The following is a 17983-nucleotide window of genomic DNA, read 5'->3' as shown; positions in this document are numbered from 1 at the left end:
CTAAGCGGCAAATTGGTTCAGAGAGACGTAGTCTTTGATGTATTCGGGAATGAGCGTGCGGTATTTCTCGGGCACGGCCTTGAGGTCGCGGGTGGAGAAGGTGGGATTGGTGGCGAGCTGGGTGAGTTCCTTGCTCTCGATGATGTGGCGCACCTGATCGCTGGTGACGTAGGCCTTGAAGTAAGTCTTGATGGCAGGGATGGCTTCGGCTTCGTCGGGTTTGTAGTCGGCGACGAATTTGGCAAACTCTTCTTCGAGGAGTTCATCCTTGGATTTGAAGCGTGGTATGAGGCCGAAGACTTTTTCGAGGATCTCGCGGAGAGTGAGGCGGCGGTCGACAGAGGCGGCTTTGCGAAGCTTGTCGAGGTTGTAATATTCGTTGGGTTTATCGAAGACCTCTTTGTTGACGTAGTCGATGACACGGTCCCATTCGCCGGCTTCGACACTGGCGGCGATGAAGTCGTTTTCTTTGACGGTGTCTTCGAATTTCTCGAAGAACATGCGGTCGATCTTCATGCCTTCATAGCCGATCGTCTCTTCCTGAACGGAAGCAATGATATCGGAACCGAGGTGCTCGTAGGTGCCCGCGTAAACGGTGCCACCGCCGCCGGTGTCATCCCCTCCTTTGCCTTTGGGCTTGGGAAGTTTGAGGACTTGGTCGTAGTCGAACTCTTCTTCGAAGTATTCGCAGTTGGCGAAGAAGTCGAAGAGCTTGAAGGCGGTCTTTTTGGGCTCCTTGACGGTTTCCGCGAGTTCGTCGTCGTGGAGGTCTTCGAGGAAGGTGTGCTTCCGAGTGCCCCGTCCTTTGATCTGAATGAAGTCGGTCGGAGAGAAGATGGGGCGGAAGAGGCCGAGGTTTAGGAGGTCAGGGCAGTCGTAGCCGGTGGTCATCATGCCGACGGTCACGCAGACGCGGGCTTTGCTGGTCTTGTAGGTGTCGATGAAGTTGGCGGAGCCGAGCAGGTTGTTGTTGGTGAAGTTGATGGTGAACTGCTGGGCGTCGGAAATCTGTGAGGTGACCTGGACGGCGAAGTCGGACTGGTATTTCCCGGGAAACATTTTGTCCGCCATGACATTGAGGATCTGGGTGAGCTTGGCGGCGTGGGCCTGACTGACGGCGAAGACGATGGATTTGCCGATCTCGCCGCTGATGGGGTCGCGGAAGGCGTTTTCGAGGAAGGTCTTGCAGAAGAGTTGGTTGGTGGCGTCGGAGAAGAAGCGTTTTTCGAATTCGCGTTGCTTGTAGGACTCTTTTTGGTCTTCGCCTTCTTCATCGGTGAACTCGACGACGAAGCCTTCTTCGGAGAGGAGCTCAGTGGTGATGTCGGTGCGGGCGTCGACGATGGTGGGGTTGATGAGGAAGCCGTCTTTGACGCCATCGAGGAGGGAGTAGCGGTAGGTGGGCTGGCTGTCGGCACAGCCGAAGGTGCGGTAGGTGTCGAGGAGGAGGCGGCGTTCGTGCTCGCGGGGGTCTTTGGTGGTGGGTTTGTCTTTGTCGAAGCGCTTGAGGTAGTCGCGCGGGGTGGCGGTGAGGCCGAGCTTGGCACCGACGAAGTATTCGAAGACGGCGCGGGCATTTCCGGAAATGGAGCGGTGCGCTTCATCGGAGATGATGAGGTCGAAGTCGGTGGGCGAGAAGAGCTGCTTGTATTTGTTGTTGAAGAGGAGGGACTGGACGGTAGTGACGACGATCTCGGCGCGGCGCCAGTCGTCGCGGTTCTCTTTGTAGACGACGGTCTGGTAGTCGTTGGAGAGAAGTAGGGTGAAGGCTTTCTTGGCCTGGTCTTCAAGTTCGAGGCGGTCGACGAGGAAGAGGACGTGCTGGGCATTGCCGGAGCGCAGGAAGAGCTTGATGACCGCGGCAGAAGTCAGGGTCTTTCCGGTGCCAGTGGCTATTTCGAAGAGGAAGCGGTCGTTCCCTTCTTTGACGGCGGCTTGGAGCTTGTGGATGGCGCTCTTTTGGTAGGAGCGGAGGAAGCGAAGCTTATTTGCTTCTTTGTAGCGGGAACGCTCGGCTTCATTGATCCATCCGGCTTCCGAGGCGTAGGTGGGGCGCTGGGTGAGGGCGATATAGTCGTCGCCAACCTCTTCTTCAATGAGGCGTTTCGTGTCTGGCTTGGTCTTGGAGTAGCTGATAACAGAAGTCGGAGTCGGGAAGGCGGTGATGACGTAGGGGTTTCCACGTTCGAGATCCCAGAAGTAGTGAAGGTTGCCATTTGAGAGGATGACGAAGCGGCAGTTCTGGGAGCGGGCGTATTTGCGGGCCTGCTCTTTGCCAACTAGGGGGCTTTTGTCCTCGGATTTGGCTTCTAGGACAATGAAGGGGAAGCCTTTGGAGTCCAGAAGGAGAAAGTCGATGAAACCGTCGGAGGTCTCCTCGAAGTCTTCGCCGAGTTCGTCGAGGACGGCGGAGGTAACTTTGACTTTGGGTTCGAGGCAGATGTTGGCAGCGCCGGTTTCATCGTCAAAGAAGCGCCAACCGGCTTCTTCGAGCAGGTGGTTGATCTTGATGCGGGCGGTGGCTTCTTTGGCGCTCATGCTGCGAAAGGGTAGACCTTGTTTTCGCGACAGTCGACGAGGTCGTTCTCGACGAGCTTTTGGCGGATCTCCCCTTTGCCCTTGGCAGGGGAAATGAGAAGTGAGAATGATGAATGAAGAAGGATGAAGGACCCGTCTTCAATTGGAGTTGCGAGCCTTCTTGATGATGGTGACGAAGAGGGCGATGAGTTCGTCGCACTCGGCACGTAACGGTTGGAGCTTGGCTGCTGGCACGGTTTCGGCTTCGAAGAGGAGCTCCAGCCAATACGCTGATTGATCCGCGCCGCCGCGCGTCCCCTACGGCCTGGTTGTTCAACCAGTCTGTCTCACTCCGTTCGGCTCTTCCAGTTCCCGCAGTGAGTCGCCGCATTTCGCAATGAACTCGGCTTTGCTCCTGCCGCGATGAGCTTCGTGATAGTTCGCTCCAACCGATGTTCCCGAGCGGAGCAACTGTTTGCCTAGAATCTGAGCTTCGGTCGACTTCGGCATACTTCCGAACAGTCGGATGATTCGCAACGCAAACTGCGTGGTGCGTTCTCTGGGATCGTTTTCTTCCTTCATCATTCTGATTTCTCACTTCAATCGTGTCCTCTTCCTTGCCCTCGATCGAGGTGGAGGCCTGTCCGTTGCGAGTGCGGGAATCTTTTTGCAGAGCCGAGATCTCTTCCACCAGCGCCAGATGAGCGGGAGTGATGGAAAATTGCGCTTCGTAGGACGTGATTTCACGGTTTGATCTCGAACTTCACTTTGAAATGGCCCCGCTCGCTCTGCCCTTGGCTGAGGCTGGGTTTTTCTTCTGGATTCTTTCTCTTTCGCTTGGCTCGTGGTCTGCGAGCTTTCTCTCCGAGATGTTGATTCGGGCTCGGCTTTTGGATGCGCCTTCTTTCGGGGTTCTTCGCTATGTGGCGGATGGGGGGGTGGCTTTGGATCCCGCTTCCGGGCAGATTGCGGCGATCGGGCCTTGGGCGGAGGTGGTGCGGGAGTTTGCGCATCTTCCCACTTTGCAAGCTCCCGAGGGGGAGGATTGGCTTTTGGTGCCGGGGTTGATCGATACCCACGCTCATCTTCCCCAATACCCAGCGGTGGCGCGGCGGGAGTCTTCGCTGCTGCCTTGGTTGAAGAATCATGTTTTCCCGCTCGAGGCGAAGTTTCGCGGGGAGGCGCAGCGGGCGTTTGTTCGCGATTTTTTTGAGGAGGTGCTTGCCAATGGCAGTACGACGGTGGTGCTGTATTCGGCGATTTGGGCGGAGACGACGGAGTTGGCTTTTGAGGTGGCGGAGGAGAAGGGACTGCGGGCCATCATTGGCAAGGTGATGATGGATGAGGGGTCGTATGGGGACGCGGATCCTTGGCAGGCGCGGGCGCTTTCGCTGGCGCAGTGTCGTGAGTTGATCGAGAGATGGCATGGGGCGGCGGGGGGCTTGCTGGAGTTCGCGGTGTCGCCTCGCTTCGCGGTGACTTGTTCCCGGGAGCTGATGCGGGAGGCAGGGGCGTTGGCGCGGGAGTTTGGGACCTATGTCCAGACGCATTTGTCCGAGAACGAGGGCGAGATCGAGGCGGTGCGGGCTCGCTTCCCCGAGGCGGCTTCCTATGCGGCGGTTTATGAGCAGGCGGGTCTGCTCTCGCCCAAGACTTTGCTGGGGCATTGCCTGCATCTTTCGCCCGAGGAGATCGCGCTTTTGGCGGCCCGGGGAGCGCGGGTGACCCATTGCCCGACTTCCAATTTCTTTCTCAATTCAGGTCTTTTCCCGCTCGGGGCGTTGCGGGCGGCGGGGATTCCGGTGAGTCTCGGGAGTGATGTGGCGGGTGGGCCGGAGCTGAATCTTTGGCAGGTGATGCGTTCGGCCATTGAGATGCAGAAGGCGCGGGCCTTTCAAGAGGCGGGGGTGGCGGAGTTGACGCCAGCCGAGGCCTTTTATTTCGCGACGGCCGGGGGTGCGGCGGTGCTGGGGAAGGAGGGGCAAATCGGGCTGCTGGAGGCGGGTAAGGAGGCGGATCTGCTTTTGCTGGATTTGAACCGGGTTTTTCCGCTCGGCGGGCGGTATTCCGTTCCTGAGATTTCGGCAGAGCAGATTGTGACGGCTTGTGTTTACCGCGGGCATCCTTCGGCCACGGTGGCGAGCTGGGTGCGGGCGCGGCGGGTGCGGTGAGGGTTTGGGTTGCGGGTGAGTGAGGGTTCGGGCCTTTGGCTGCCGGTGATCAGCCTGTGTGGCGAGGGCTGGGGTGGTGGTCGGCGTAGGCGGGGAGGATGATGCGGCTGATGAGGTCGACGCGTTGGGCGTGGGGGGCGAAGGCGCTTTTCATGGCGTTGAGGGTGATTTTTTCGAGGTCGCTCCAGGAGAGGTCAAAGGTTTCGGTGGCGAGGCGGTATTCTCGGGAGAGTTCGGTATCGCTCATGAGGCGGTCGTCGGTGTTGAGCGAGACGCGGAAGCCGCTTTTTAGAAAGAGGGGGAAGGGGTGGGTGGCCAAGCTGGGGCAGGCTCCGGTGTCGACATTGCTCGAGAGGCACATTTCCAGGGGGATGCGGTGATCGAGGACGTAGCGAGCGAGGCTGCCGGGGCGGAGGACTTCCGGTTCTTCTTCGATGAAGTCTTCCACGAGGCGCGTGCCGTGCCCGAGTCGATGGGCCCCGCACCACTGGAGGGCCTGCCAGATGGATTCTTTGCCGAAGGCTTCCCCGGCGTGGAGGGTGATGTTGAAGTTGGCCCGGTGGATGGTTTGGAAGGCTTCGAGGTGGTCTTTCGGGGGGTAGCCGGCTTCTTCGCCAGCGAGGTCGAATCCCACCACGCCTCGGCCCCGCCACGAGATGGCGAGTTGGGCCGCTTCCAGCGAGTCGCGCCGATTGCGCATGGCACAGATGATTACGCCCCATTCCACTCCGAAGGCCTGGCCGCCGCGGGTGAGCCCCGCCACCACGGCGGCCACGACTTCGTCTTGGGTGAGGCCGGCCTCGGTGTGGAAGACGGGAGCAAATCGGATTTCAGCGTAAAAAACTCCATCAGCGGCCATGTCTTCCAGGAATTCGTAAGCAACGCGCTCGAGCGCTTCGGCCGTCTGCATGACGGCGATGGTGTGAGCGAAGCCTTCGAGGTATTCCGGCAAGTTCCCGCGTTTGGCTCCGCGATGGAACCAGGTGGCGAGGTCTTCGGGGTCTTGGGTCGGTAGTCCGTGGTAGCCATTTTCCCGGGCCAGCTCGATGACGGTGGCCGGGCGCAAGCCGCCATCGAGGTGCTCGTGGAGGAGAACTTTGGGGAGGGCTCGGAAGTCGAGTGCTTGGGAGAGGGCTTGGCCAGTCAGTCCTTTGAGCGAGTGTGCCCGGTTCATGCTTGTGATAGGATAGGGATGGCTTCGGACGTTCGTTCGGAGACACCCTTCTCTTCCATGTTGCAAAAAGCGTTCCGATGATTCCAAAACTCACGACCCATGTGCTCGATACGGCGAGCGGGCTTCCGGCAGCGGGGGTGCAGGTGCAACTCTTTCGAGAGGATAGGCTTTTGGTGGAGGTGACGACGAATGCGGATGGCCGTTGTGAGGAGCCGCTCCTTGCGGGAGAGGCGATGGTTTCAGGGGCTTGCCGGCTGGTCTTTCACGTCGGAGATTATTTTCGCGCTCGGGGGGTGGCTTCGCCTTTTCTGGATCGGGTGCCGGTGGAGTTTCGGGTGGAGGCAGGCCAGAGTTATCATGTGCCTTTGGTTTGCACGCCTTGGTCTTACAGCACGTATCGCGGGAGTTGAGGGCGCTGTCTTCAGAGCCGGTGGAGCGCGCGGTGGCTCGCTTGGAGGAGTTAGGGAGAATTTCCGATCATCCGGAGTTTCTTACCCGCTCGTTTCTTTCGCCTGCCAATCTGCGGGCGGCCCGTTTGGTGGGCGAGTGGATGGCGGAACTGGGGATGGAGGTGGAGCATGCGGTGGATGGAACGATGCGTGGGATGCTGGCGGGGACGGCTCCCGGGGCGGCTCCCCTGCTTTTGGGCTCGCATCTGGATACGGTGGTGGATGCCGGGCGCTTCGATGGGGCGCTCGGGATTGTGGTGGCTTTGGCGGCGGTGGAGGCGCTTCGGCAGGAGGGGAGGGCGTTGCCCTTTCCGATGCATGTGCTGGCTTTTTCCGATGAGGAGGGTTCCCGCTTTCACACGACTTATTTGGGATCGCGCTCGCTCTTGGGGCCCTTGGATGCCGGGACCCTTTCACGGAGGGATGAGGCGGGAGAGTCCTTGGCCTCGGTTTTGCGCGCGGAGGGCTGGCATGAGGGGGCTCGCGAGATGCGCTATCGCTCAGGAGAAACGCTTGGCTATGTGGAGGTGCACATCGAGCAGGGGCGCGTCTTGCAGGAGGAGGGCTTGGCGGTGGCGAGTGTGTCTTCCATTGCGGGGCAGTCGCGCTTGGCGGTGACCCTGCATGGGCGAGCCGATCACGCTGGGACCACGCCTATGGGGCTGCGGCGAGATGCGTTGGGCGGGGCGGCGGCCTGCGTCCTGGCGGCCGAAGAGTTGGCGAGAGCGGAGGAGGGGGCGGTCGTGACGGTGGGGAAGCTGAAGTTGCATCCGGATGTTTCCAACACCATTCCGCAGAGGGCGCGTTTGACGGTCGATCTGCGTCATGCGGTCGACGCTGTCCGGGAGCGCTTGCGGGGGGAGCTGGAGCGGCTTTTTCGAGAGGTGGCGGAGGGTCGGGGATTGGAGCTGGAGTGGGAGGTGGTGCAGGAGTCAGCGGCGGTTCCCTGTGACGGGAGGCTGCGCGAGAAGATGATGGAGGCGGTCGGCTCGACGACGGGGCGTCCGTTTTCCATGATGAGTGGGGCGGGGCATGATGCGGTGGCGCTCTCGGCCAGGATGCCGGTGGCCATGCTCTTTGTGCGCTGCCGGGAAGGTCTTTCTCACCACCCGGATGAATATGCCACTCCCGAGGATGTGGAGGTGGGAATCATGGTGTTACGAGAGTTTTTACTAGGGTTGGCCTGATGAGTGATTACGAATTGATTGTCCGCAGCCGTTCGCCAGAGGGCTGGCCGCTGGCCCTGGCGATTTCCGAAGGCGTCATTCAAGAGCGGGGTGAGGAGATCCAAGCTTCGGGCGCACGGGAAATTGAGGCGATGGATGCCATGATCTGGCCGGGATGGATCGATGCCCATGTCCATTTCAACGAGCCAGGTCGGACGGAGTGGGAGGGAATCGCGAGCGGCTCGCGAGCTTTGGCGGCGGGCGGCGGGACCGCTTTCATCGACATGCCGCTCAATTCCAGCCCACCGGTCCTGGATGCCGAAGCCTTTCAGGAGAAGCGTCGCCTGGCCGAGGCCAAGTCCTGTCTCGACTTCGGATTGTGGGGTGGCCTCGTACCTGCTTCACTTATTCACATTGAAGCCATGGCGGATTGTGGCGCCGCCGGCTTGAAAGCGTTTATGTGTCCTTCTGGTCTGGCTGAGTTTTCTGCTTCCGATCCTCCCACTCTCAAACAAGGTATGGGCATCGCCGCCGAACGCTGCCTGCCGGTGGCTGTCCACGCGGAGCTGGAACCAAAGGAGCGTCCCGTGGGTTCGGATATGAAGGCGTGGCTGGCTTGGCGCCCGATCGAAGCGGAGGTGGAGGCCATCCGGATCGCCCTCGATTTGGCGGGGGAGACGGGCTGTGCCCTGCACATCGTCCATGTCTCCTCGCCTGAGGGAATCGATGCCATTACAGAGGCCAAGAGAGCGGGCGTCGATGTCACGGCGGAGACTTGCCCTCATTACCTGCTTTTGGATGCAGAGGAAGCGGTGGCCATCGGCACGCTGGCCAAGTGCGCTCCGCCGCTGCGTCCCAAAGGAACGGTCGAGGCGCTTCGCAAGCGAGTGCGAGAGGGGGAGGTCGATACCTTGGGTTCAGATCATTCCCCTTCTTCGCCCGATTTGAAAAAAGACGAGGATGTCTTTGCCTGCTGGGGAGGCATTGCAGGGATTCAGGACGGGCTCCCTCTGCTGATGGATGAGGGCTTGGCGAGGCCAGAGCTTTTGGCAGAGAAGGTGGCCCAGCGATTTCGTTTCTCGGGCAAAGGGGCCTTGGTCCCGGGGAGGGAGGCCGATTTCAGTTTGGTTCGGGAGGAGCCACGCGAGATTTCCGCTTCCCATTCGCTCACTCGACATCCCCACTCGCCCTATCGAGGACGGGTTTCGCGCCATCGGATTTGTGAGACCTTTCTCCGAGGAGAGCGGGTTTCGGAGTCGACCCGGGGAAGATTTTTACGACCTTCTCCCCGCTAGCCATGTCCACTGAGTCATCCGTCCCGCTGTTTGGTCGCACGCGCACGGTGGTGGGCGCGCGGCATGCGCTCCTGGCCCCCGACGGCCATGTGCCTTCGGCTTTCCCCGGCTGGGAAGGGTGCACGGCCTATGTCTTGCTTTCGCCGGCGATGGGGGCGCGGCTTTCCCAGCTGCTGGTGGTGTTTCAGGAGGAGGGGCGGGCGGTGTTTTCGGCGGATGAACACGAGCATGTTTTTTACCTGGAAGCGGGGAGCTGCCGCTTGCTTTCGGCGGGGGACGAACGGGCGCTCTCCTCGGGCGGCTTTGGCTTTGTCCCCGCGGGGCAGGAACTTTCGCTGGAGGGAGTGGCGGGGACCCGCTTGACGGTTTTCCGAAAGGTCTTTCAGCCCCATCCGGAATTGGCACCCCCTCCGCTGCTCACGGGTTCGGCGGATGAGGTTCCCGACGAACCTTTTCTGGGGAATGAGGGAGCGCGCTTGCAGACTCTCCTGCCCGTCGATCCCCGCTTCGATTTGGCAATGAACCTGTTCACTTACCGCCCAGGGGCCACCCTCCCTTTCGTGGAGACCCACATTATGGAGCATGGGCTGCTGATGCTTTCGGGGCAGGGGGTCTATCGTTTGGAGGAGAGTTACTATCCGGTGCAAGCGGGCGATGCCATTTGGATGGCGCCGTATTGCCCACAGTGGTTCGTCGCCATGGGGGAGGCTCCGGCTTCTTATCTTTATTACAAAGACGTGCATCGGATGCCATGATAGCGACTTGCGAGCGCCTCCATCGCGAGATCGACGAGCTGGCCCAGTTCTCATCGCATCCCGCTCCCGCGGTTACGCGGGTGCTTTTTTCTCCAGAGGATTTGGCTGCACGTGATTGGTTAGTGGCGCGGGCGCAGGAAGCGGGCTTGAGGGTGCGGAGCGATGCGGTGGGCAATCTTTTTTTCCGTTGGGAAGGCAGCGATCCCAGCTTGAAAGCGGTCGCGACCGGCTCGCACATCGATGCCATTCCCAACGCCGGGAAGTATGACGGAGTGGTCGGCGTTCTCGGAGGCTTGGAGGCGATCCGTCTCTTGCAGGAGAGTGGATTCCAGCCGCGCCGGGCCATGGAGTTGATTCTTTTCACGGCGGAGGAGCCAACGCGCTTTGGGATTGGCTGTCTCGGTTCGCGCATGCTGGCCGGGACGCTTTCGGCTTCTCAAGCGGCTGGCTTGCGGGATGAAGAGGGGCGGTCTTTGGAGGAGCTGCGGGCTGGGCACTATGCCGGAAGTCTTGCGGAGGTGGCCTTGGAGAAAGGAACCTACGAGGCGTTTCTCGAGCTGCACATCGAGCAAGGGCCTCTTCTGGAGGAGGAGGGGCTCGACTTGGGGGCGGTCGAGAAAATCGCCGCGCCGGCTGCTTTTCGTGTGAGGTTTGAGGGCTCAGGAGGGCATGCTGGGGCGGTGCTGATGCCGGAGCGGCGAGACGCTTTCCTAGCGGCGGCGGAGGTGGCCTTGGCGGTGGAGCGGGCGGCCTTGGAATCTGCTTCGCCCGACACGGTGGGAACCACGGGAGTGGTCCAAGTGCGCCCAGGAGCCATCAATTCGATCCCATGCGAGGTTCTTTTGGAGATCGATTTTCGCGATACGGACGTGGCGGCGCGCGACACCGCCTTGGCTCGGATTCAAGAGGAAGCGTCCGCTCTTTGTGATCGCCGTGGGGTGGGATGGACTTGGCAGGAAATCAACGCCGATCCACCGGCGCTGTGCGATTCGGGGTTGGTGGCAGGCATTCGAGGATCTGCGGAGCGACTTGGCTTTTCCAGTCGCAGCATGATCAGTCGGGCTTATCACGATTCGCTTTTCATGGCCCAGCTTTGCCCGACGGCTATGATTTTCCTCCCGTGCTACCGGGGCTATTCTCATCGGCCGGATGAGTATGCCAGTCCGGAAGCCATCGGGAAGGGCGTGGAGGTCCTGGCCGCAACGCTCAAGGAGGTGGCCCGATGAGTGATCCTTTCGTCATCATCAATGGCGAGCGGGTGGCGGTGGCGGAGGCTCCGGTGCATCAATCGATTCTCGATTTCCTGCGGCAGAGTGGTCGGACCGGCAGCAAGGTGGGTTGCAACGAGGGCGATTGTGGAGCGTGCACTCTGCTGCTTTTGGAAAAAAGCGGACCGCCCCGGGCCATCAATGGGTGTTTGGCTTTGGTGGGGTCTTTGGTGGGGCGGGAGATTGTGACGGCGGAAGGTTTGGAGACGCCAGATGGGCGACTCCACCCGGTGCAGGAGGCGATGGTCGAGCAAAATGGCTCGCAGTGTGGCTATTGCACCCCCGGCTTTGTCTGTTCCATGGCGGAAGCGGCCGCTCGAGGGATCCAGAAGGATCCGGGCGCGGTGGCGGATCAGCTTTGCGGAAATCTCTGTCGCTGCACCGGCTACCGACCCATTCGCGAGGCCATGGCGGCGAGCGCTTCGACGGAGCTAGCGGCCGCTGAGTCGGGGCCTTCGCAATCGCTCCCCGGCTACCACCGACCGGGCAGTCTTTCGGAAGTGCTCGCGCTTAAGGCGGAGCATCCCGAGTTCCCGTTCATCGCGGGGGCGACCGAGCTGGCGGTGCTCATCAACAAGCGCCATGATCGCCCAGCTGGCTTGATTTCCTTGGAGGACATCCCGGAACTGGCTCGCATCCAAAAAAGCCAGACCCATTGGACGGTAGGGGCCGGGCTGCCGCTGACCGATTTGGAGAGCGAGCTGGGGGAGGAGCTCCCGGCGTTGCGGGCGATGTTGCGTCGCTTCGCCTCGCGTCAAATCCGCCATCGGGCCACTCTCGGCGGGAATCTAGTGACGGCTTCCCCCATTGGTGATTCCGCGCCGGTGCTTTTGGCCTTGGACGCGGTGGTGACGTTGGTTTCGGTGAGAGGCGAACGAAGCCTGCCGCTAGCGGACTTTTTCCTCGGCTACCGCAAGACGGAGCTGACGCCGGATGAGCTTTTGCTCTCGGTGACTTTCCCGAGGGTGGCTCGGGATCGCTTGGAATTCTACAAGGTCTCCAAGCGACGGGAAATGGACATTTCAGCGGTCTCGGCTGCCATTCGCATGGCGACCGATGAAGGCGGCCTCGTGACGGAGGCCAGGCTGGCCTTTGGGGGAGTGGCCGCCACGCCCGCCCGGGCTTACCAGACGGAGGCGGCGCTCCTGGGACGGCCCTTCGAGGACGCGGCCAGTGGCGAGGTGCTGGAGATCCTGGGGCAGGAATTCAGCCCGCTGGATGATCTGCGAGCTTCAGCCGAGTTTCGCTGCACGCTTTTGCAAGAACTCCTTTGCAAGTTCGTGGCTGGGGAGAGGGATCGGATTGAGGTGCCTTGTGAGTCTTCTTTCGAAGGTCCGCCAGCGGAGGTGTCCTCGCACGAGTCGGCCCGGGGTCACGTGACCGGAAAGGCGCTCTACGTGGAAGATGCCTCGCTCAAGGGAGGGGGCACGCTCTTTCTTCATCCGGTGCGGGCACCGGTCGCTCGCGGGACGCTTCGTCGATTGGAGACCCAAGCCGCCCAGGAAATGACCGGGGTGCGAGCGATCTTGAGCGCTGCCGATGTGCCGGGGCTCAATAACACGGGCCCGGCGCGCCATGACGAGCCGCTCTTCGCGGAGAGGGATATCGAGTTCCATGGGCAGATCGTGGCGGCGGTGGTGGCGGAGTCGCCCGAGTTGGCTCGTTTGGCCGCCGAGCAAGTGGGGGTGGAGTGCAAGGAAGGCGAACCGGTGCTGGGGATCGAAGCGGCCCTGGCCGCCCACTCCTTTCACACCGATCCCCATGTCCTCGAAAGAGGAGACGTGGAAGAGGCGCTGGCTCGCGCGCCGAAGGTCCTCGAAGGCACGGTCACCCTGGGCGGACAGGATCACTTTTATCTCGAGACCCAGGCGGCCTCGGCTAGGCCGGATGACCAGGGGGGGCTCTGGGTGCAGAGCTCGTCCCAGCATCCCAGCGAGATCCAAACAATCGTGGCTGAGGTGCTCGGCAAGCGGCGGCACGACATCGTGGTGGAGTCCCCTCGAATGGGAGGCGGCTTTGGCGGTAAGGAGACGCAAGGGAATCCGTGGGCCGCGATGGCCGCTTTGGGAGCCTTGGCCACCGGTCGCAAGGTGAGTGTGCAGCTCGACCGCGATCTCGATATGGAGTCCACGGGCAAGCGCCATCCTTTCTTCGCTCGCTACCGGGTGGGGTTTGACGCGACGGGGCAGCTCTGCGCCGCCAAAATCGAGCTTTTTTCGGACGGTGGTTGGTCGCTCGATTTGTCCCTCCCAGTCAATGACCGCGGGCTCTTCCATCTCGACAATGCCTACTACATCCCCCATGTCCGCTTCACCGGGAGAGTCTGCAAAACGAACGTCACCTCCCACACGGCCTTCCGAGGTTTTGGCGGCCCGCAGGGCATGTTGGTGATTGAGGACATCGTGGCGAGAGTGGCCACCCATTTGAAGCTGCCTCCCGAGAAGGTGCGGGCTCGCAATTTCTACCGCGGGAGCGGGGCCAGCAACACCACGCACTATGGCGAAGAGGTGGCTGGCAATCGTCTCCATCGCATCTGGCGCGAACTCCTAGAAAGCGCTCAGTGGCAGCAGCGCCGCCAGCGCTTGGCCGCCTGGAATACCGAAAATCCCTATCGCAAGCGTGGCTTGGCCATCACCCCGGTCAAGTTTGGGATCAGCTTCACCCTCAAGCACTACAACCAAGCGGGAGCCTTGGTCCTGCTCTACGCGGATGGCTCCGTCCAAGTGAACCACGGAGGCACTGAGATGGGACAGGGGCTCCATACCAAAATCCTGCAAGTGACGATGCGAGAGCTGGGTCTGCCGGCCGAGCGCGTGCGGCTGATGCACACCCGCACGGACAAGGTGCCGAACACTTCGGCGACCGCCGCCAGCTCGGGCTCCGATTTGAACGGCATGGCGGTAGCCGACGCTTGCGCCCAACTCAAAGCGCGCTTGACCCCCTTGGCCGCGGAACGCTTGGGCGGGGAGGAGGCGTCGATCCGATTTGCGCAGGGAAGGGTCTGGAGCGGGAAAGCGGCCATGCCCTTCGAAGAGCTGGTGGGCTTGGCCTACACCGAGCGCATCCAACTCTCGGCGGCGGGATTTTACGCCACGCCTGACTTGGAATGGGATTGGTCCGTCGGGAAGGGAAAACCCTTTCACTATTATGCCTTTGGAGCGGCCGTGAGTGAGGTGGAGATCGATGGGTTCACCGGCATGCAACACCTCCGCCGCGTGGACATTTTGCATGATGTGGGTGACTCCTTGAGTTCCTCGATCGACCGCGGGCAAATTGAAGGAGGCTTTGTCCAGGGGGCCGGCTGGCTGACCTCGGAGGAGCTGGCCTGGGATCCTGGGGGTCGCCTCCTCTCCCACAGCGCGAGCACCTACGCCATTCCCGCCTTCAGCGATGCGCCGCTCGACTTTCGGGTCAGCCTCTTGCAAGACGCGACCCAAGACCGCACTATTCATGGGAGCAAGGCGGTCGGCGAGCCGCCCTTCATGTTGGCCCTGTCTGTGCGCGAAGCGCTGCGGGACGCCCTGGCCGCCTTTGGCGCGGAGACCGAACAGTTGCCATCGCCCCTCACCCCCGAGGTCATCAAGCGGGCCATCGGCTCCCTCCGCCCGAGCAAGCTTTCACCCAAACCAACTGACCATGCCTACCATCCGATTGTCCGGAACCATTCTCGGTGACAATGACCCAGCCCGCGGCGTTCGCGCCGAACTTCTGTATCTGCTCTTCAAGGGCGGCTGGGACATTTACAATTCCAATGGCGACCAACTCATCACGCTCAGCAACATTGAGAAGAAGATTATCGAATCCGACGCTTTCCTCTTCACGCCCAAGCCGGGCATCGAAGACATGTTCAAGGCGATTTCCATCTTTGTGGGTTACCAAACGCTCGACCAACATCTCGCGGGCAAGCCGACCGTGCTTTTGAACGAAGACGATTCCTGGAATGACCTCTTGGGCGTGCTCCATCATTTGGGCGCCATGGGAACCGTCCGCCAAAAGCCGGAGGAGTTCCTCCTTTTGGCCGACTCCGCGCAGGCTGCTCTCGAGCAGGTGGCCTACGGTCGCGCGCGCACCCCGCCCGATGCCGGACGGGAACCTTTGGAGAGGCCGATCAAAGCCCGTTCTTTTGACACCCCCATCCCGGACGCCTTCAAAGGCAGCGTTTGCGTCTTTTGTTCGGCCACCCTGGAAGAGCCCACCTACCTGGATGATGGGCGAGAGCTAGGGAGGCTCCTGGCAGAGAATGGCTTTGGCTGCATCTCGGGAGCGGGCAGCTCCGGCATCATGGGCGCGGTGGTGGAAGGAAGTGTGGCCGCGGGAGGCTGGGCCGCTGGATCGAATGTCCCTCACATCATTGAACTGGAAGGCTTGCCGGAAGGGCTCTCTAGTTTTTGGCTGCGCGATGACATCTACACTCGGATGGAGGTCATGATCGCCCAGTCGGATGCCTTCGTCATTTTGCCCGGTGGCGCGGGCACGGTCCAAGAACTCCTGGCTCTTTTGATTTTCAAATCGCACGGAGATCTCCTCATGAAGGACAAACCGATTTTCATTTTCAATCGGGCCCTGCCCGAGGGTGGCGGTTTTTGGGACCCGCTGGTCCGGCTTTTGCAGGATCTCTGCCCCGAGCATCCTCCGGTGGTGAGCACGGAGCTTTCTCTTCTTCTCGATGAACTGAACCAAGCCATCCCCGAGCGAGTAGATCGTCTCTCGCTCGCCCCCCAAATCTGAAGGTTTCCCCACCATGAGCGTCTCGACTGCCCCTCCCCCTCGCCCCTCTCTCCCGCCTTGTAAGCACCAGCCCGTGCCCTACGCCGGTCCTTCCAAGGCCGAGTTGATGGAGCGCCGCAAGCAGGTTCTCAACCAAGGCATCTTTCTTCTCTATGCCGAGCCTCTCATGATAGTGGAAGGCAAGATGCAGTATGTTTGGGATGAGACGGGGCGGCGCTACTTGGACTGCTTTGGCGGCATCTGCACCGTGAGCGTCGGGCACTGCCATCCCCATGTGAATGCGGCCTTGGCGACCCAAAGCGGGCTAGCTCAACACATCCCCACCTGTTACTTGCACCCCGGCGTGGTGGAGTTTGCGGAACTCTTGGCCTCGACCTTTCCCGATCCCCTCAAGCGAGTCTACTTCGTGAACTCGGGGTCGGAAGCCAATGACCTGGCCGTCCTCATGGCCCGGCTTCACACCGGGCAGCATGAAGTCATTTCCCTGCGCAATTGCTACCACGGAGGCAACGCGGTCGGCATGGCCCTGACCAGCCATCACACCTGGAAATACCCGGTGCCCCCCTTGCCAGGATTCCAACACGCCCGGGCTCCCCATCCCTTGTGGGGGGAGATCCCTTATGAGGAACCCGATGCGGGCGAGCGCTATGCGGCCGAGCTGCAAGAGCTGATTCAATTTGGCACCAGTGGGAACGTGGCGGCTTTCATCGCTGAACCGATCCAAGGCGTGGGAGGCGCAGTCACCTACCCCTCAGACTATCTCCAGCATGCCTATGCGCATGTGCGGGCGGCGGGCGGACTCTGCATCGCGGATGAAGTGCAGAGTGGCTTTGGTCGGACCGGGCGCCATTTCTGGGGCTTCCAAAACTATAAGGTTCTGCCGGACATCGTGGTCATGGCCAAGTCCATCGGAAATGGCTTTCCGTTGGCCGCCGTGGTCACCACCGAAGAAGTCTCTCAAAAGATGGCCTCCCGCATTCACTTCAACACTTTCGGCGGGGATCCGCTCGCCATGGCCCAAGGAAAGGCCACCCTGGAGGTCATGCTGCGGGACAACACCATGGCGCTCTGCCAACGCATCGGAGACCGGCTCTTGGCGGGACTGCAAGCGCTCCAAAAGAGATTTCCGGTCTTGGCGAGCGTGCGCGGGAGTGGCTTGATTCTGGGGGTGGAGTTTGTGGTCGATGGCAAGCCGGGAACCGAATTCTGCGCGCGCTTCTTCGAACGCTGCAAGGAGCTGGGTTTGCTCGTCGGCAAGGGGGGGCTCTTCGGTTCGGTCATTCGGATCAAGCCGCCCATGTGTCTGAGTGAAGCGGACGCCGATTTTCTGCTGGCCGTCTTTGAAACGGCCCTCGTCGAGTTGCTCGACTGACCCGTGCCCCTTGGTCGAATTCAATTAGAAAGAACACTTACAGCCAACCCACTATGTCACGAATCATCAAAGGCGGGCTCATCCAGGCCTCCAGCACGCACCCGGGGGGAGAAGATCCCCAAGTCATCCGGCAAGCCATGGTCGAAAAGCACATGAAGCTGATCGAGGAAGCGGCCGCCCAAGGGGTGCAGGTTCTCTGTCTCCAAGAGCTGTTCTATGGCCCCTATTTCTGCGCCGAACAGGAAACCCGCTGGTATGACATCACCGAGCCGGTGCCGGATGGGCCGACCATCCAGCTGATGTGTGAGACGGCCAAGCGGTTGGGAATGGTTTTGGTTATTCCCGTCTACGAGGTCGAGGGCATTGGGGTCTACTACAACACCGCCGCCTTGATCGATGCGGATGGCACCTACCTCGGGAAATACCGCAAGACCCACATTCCCCACTGTCATCCAGGCTTTTGGGAGAAGTTTTATTTCCGTCCGGGCAACCTCGGCTATCCCGTCTGGGAGACGGCCATTGGCAAGGTGGGGATTTACATCTGCTATGACCGCCATTTTCCGGACGGAGCCCGCTGTCTCGGGCTGAATGGAGCGGAGATCATTTTCAATCCTTCGGCCACCGTGGCGGGGCTGAGCGAGTATTTATGGAAGATTGAGCAACCGGCGCATGCGGTGGCCAATCAGTATTTTGTGGGGGCCATCAATCGGGTCGGGGTGGAAAGCCCTTGGGAGATTGGAGAGTTCTATGGGCAGAGTTACTTCTGTGATCCGCGGGGCCAGTTTGTGGCCGAGGCCTCGCGCGATCAGGATGAACTCCTGGTGGCGGAGCTTGACTTCGGGCTCATTCAAGAGGTGCGCGATACGTGGCAGTTTTACCGCGATCGACGCCCGGATATGTATGGAGCCATTGTGGCGCCGTAATACCAACCTCCGGAATTCACTGTTAGAATGGAGGGGAGGTGTTGTGGGGAAGAGGCGCTGAAGCGCGGGGAAGGGAGAGCCGGTGTCTTTCGAGCCAGGCCTGCGTTGCTTCTCGGTTACGGTGCCTGCACTGCGCCCTCGTCGCGCCTTGGTCTGGCCCGAAAT

At 61.0% G+C, this 17983-nt stretch carries 14 protein-coding genes; 11 read left to right on the top strand and 3 right to left on the bottom strand.

Features of this window, described 5'->3' with window-relative positions:
* Window positions 1–2538, bottom strand: a complete 2538-nt coding sequence (locus AAF555_01940; protein ID MEM6910319.1) for a DEAD/DEAH box helicase family protein — start codon at window positions 2536–2538, stop codon at window positions 1–3.
* 312 nt (window positions 2539–2850) lie between these two features.
* Window positions 2851–3027 (bottom strand): four helix bundle protein, encoded by a 177-nt coding sequence (locus AAF555_01935; GenBank protein MEM6910318.1) that lies wholly within the window; start codon window positions 3025–3027, stop codon window positions 2851–2853.
* A gap of 16 nt (window positions 3028–3043) precedes the next feature.
* On the opposite strand from AAF555_01935, the gene AAF555_01930 reads away from it, so the two are divergent.
* Together AAF555_01930 and AAF555_01925 are read left to right on the top strand one after the other, a co-directional pair.
* Complete coding sequence (locus tag AAF555_01930) at window positions 3044–3271, top strand: hypothetical protein (protein MEM6910317.1); 228 nt, start codon at window positions 3044–3046, stop codon at window positions 3269–3271.
* On the top strand, window positions 3255–4688 hold the full coding sequence (locus AAF555_01925; protein MEM6910316.1) for a guanine deaminase: 1434 nt from the start codon (window positions 3255–3257) through the stop codon (window positions 4686–4688). The genes AAF555_01930 and AAF555_01925 overlap by 17 nt, the downstream gene beginning before the upstream one ends.
* Window positions 4689–4737: 49 nt before the next feature.
* Here AAF555_01925 and AAF555_01920 read toward each other — a convergent pair whose 3' ends face one another.
* Window positions 4738–5862, bottom strand: a complete 1125-nt coding sequence (locus AAF555_01920; protein ID MEM6910315.1) for an adenosine deaminase — start codon at window positions 5860–5862, stop codon at window positions 4738–4740.
* Window positions 5863–5942: 80 nt separating this feature from the next.
* Between AAF555_01920 and uraH the strand changes: the two genes are divergently transcribed.
* Genes uraH through AAF555_01875 form a run of 9 tightly spaced genes read left to right on the top strand, consistent with a single transcriptional unit; the run spans window position 5943 to window position 17818 of the window.
* A complete protein-coding gene (gene uraH, locus AAF555_01915; protein ID MEM6910314.1) occupies window positions 5943–6272 on the top strand; it encodes a hydroxyisourate hydrolase in 330 nt (109 codons plus the stop codon).
* Window positions 6269–7498, top strand: coding sequence for a M20 family metallo-hydrolase (locus AAF555_01910; GenBank protein ID MEM6910313.1), 1230 nt, complete (start codon window positions 6269–6271; stop codon window positions 7496–7498). Before uraH ends, AAF555_01910 begins: the two co-directional genes overlap by 4 nt.
* On the top strand, window positions 7498–8772 hold the full coding sequence (allB, locus tag AAF555_01905) for an allantoinase AllB (protein MEM6910312.1): 1275 nt from the start codon (window positions 7498–7500) through the stop codon (window positions 8770–8772). The genes AAF555_01910 and allB overlap by 1 nt, the downstream gene beginning before the upstream one ends.
* Before the next feature lie 2 nt (window positions 8773–8774).
* Window positions 8775–9527 (top strand): (S)-ureidoglycine aminohydrolase, encoded by a 753-nt coding sequence (gene allE, locus AAF555_01900; GenBank protein MEM6910311.1) that lies wholly within the window; start codon window positions 8775–8777, stop codon window positions 9525–9527.
* The gene (locus AAF555_01895; protein MEM6910310.1) at window positions 9524–10753 is read left to right on the top strand and encodes a M20 family metallo-hydrolase; all 1230 of its coding nucleotides are present in this window, start codon (window positions 9524–9526) and stop codon (window positions 10751–10753) included. The genes allE and AAF555_01895 overlap by 4 nt, the downstream gene beginning before the upstream one ends.
* A complete protein-coding gene (gene xdhB / locus AAF555_01890; protein ID MEM6910309.1) occupies window positions 10750–14469 on the top strand; it encodes a xanthine dehydrogenase molybdopterin binding subunit in 3720 nt (1239 codons plus the stop codon). Before AAF555_01895 ends, xdhB begins: the two co-directional genes overlap by 4 nt.
* Complete coding sequence (locus AAF555_01885) at window positions 14432–15523, top strand: LOG family protein (GenBank protein MEM6910308.1); 1092 nt, start codon at window positions 14432–14434, stop codon at window positions 15521–15523. Before xdhB ends, AAF555_01885 begins: the two co-directional genes overlap by 38 nt.
* 13 nt (window positions 15524–15536) lie before the next feature.
* Window positions 15537–16895, top strand: a complete 1359-nt coding sequence (locus AAF555_01880) for an aspartate aminotransferase family protein (protein MEM6910307.1) — start codon at window positions 15537–15539, stop codon at window positions 16893–16895.
* A gap of 53 nt (window positions 16896–16948) precedes the next feature.
* Complete coding sequence (locus tag AAF555_01875; protein ID MEM6910306.1) at window positions 16949–17818, top strand: nitrilase-related carbon-nitrogen hydrolase; 870 nt, start codon at window positions 16949–16951, stop codon at window positions 17816–17818.
* Window positions 17819–17983 lie beyond the last annotated feature (165 nt).

This window comes from Verrucomicrobiota bacterium, assembly GCA_039027815.1.
GTDB lineage: Bacteria > Verrucomicrobiota > Verrucomicrobiia > Verrucomicrobiales > JBCCJK01 > JBCCJK01.
This window is presented reverse-complemented; position numbering and strand designations above follow the sequence as displayed.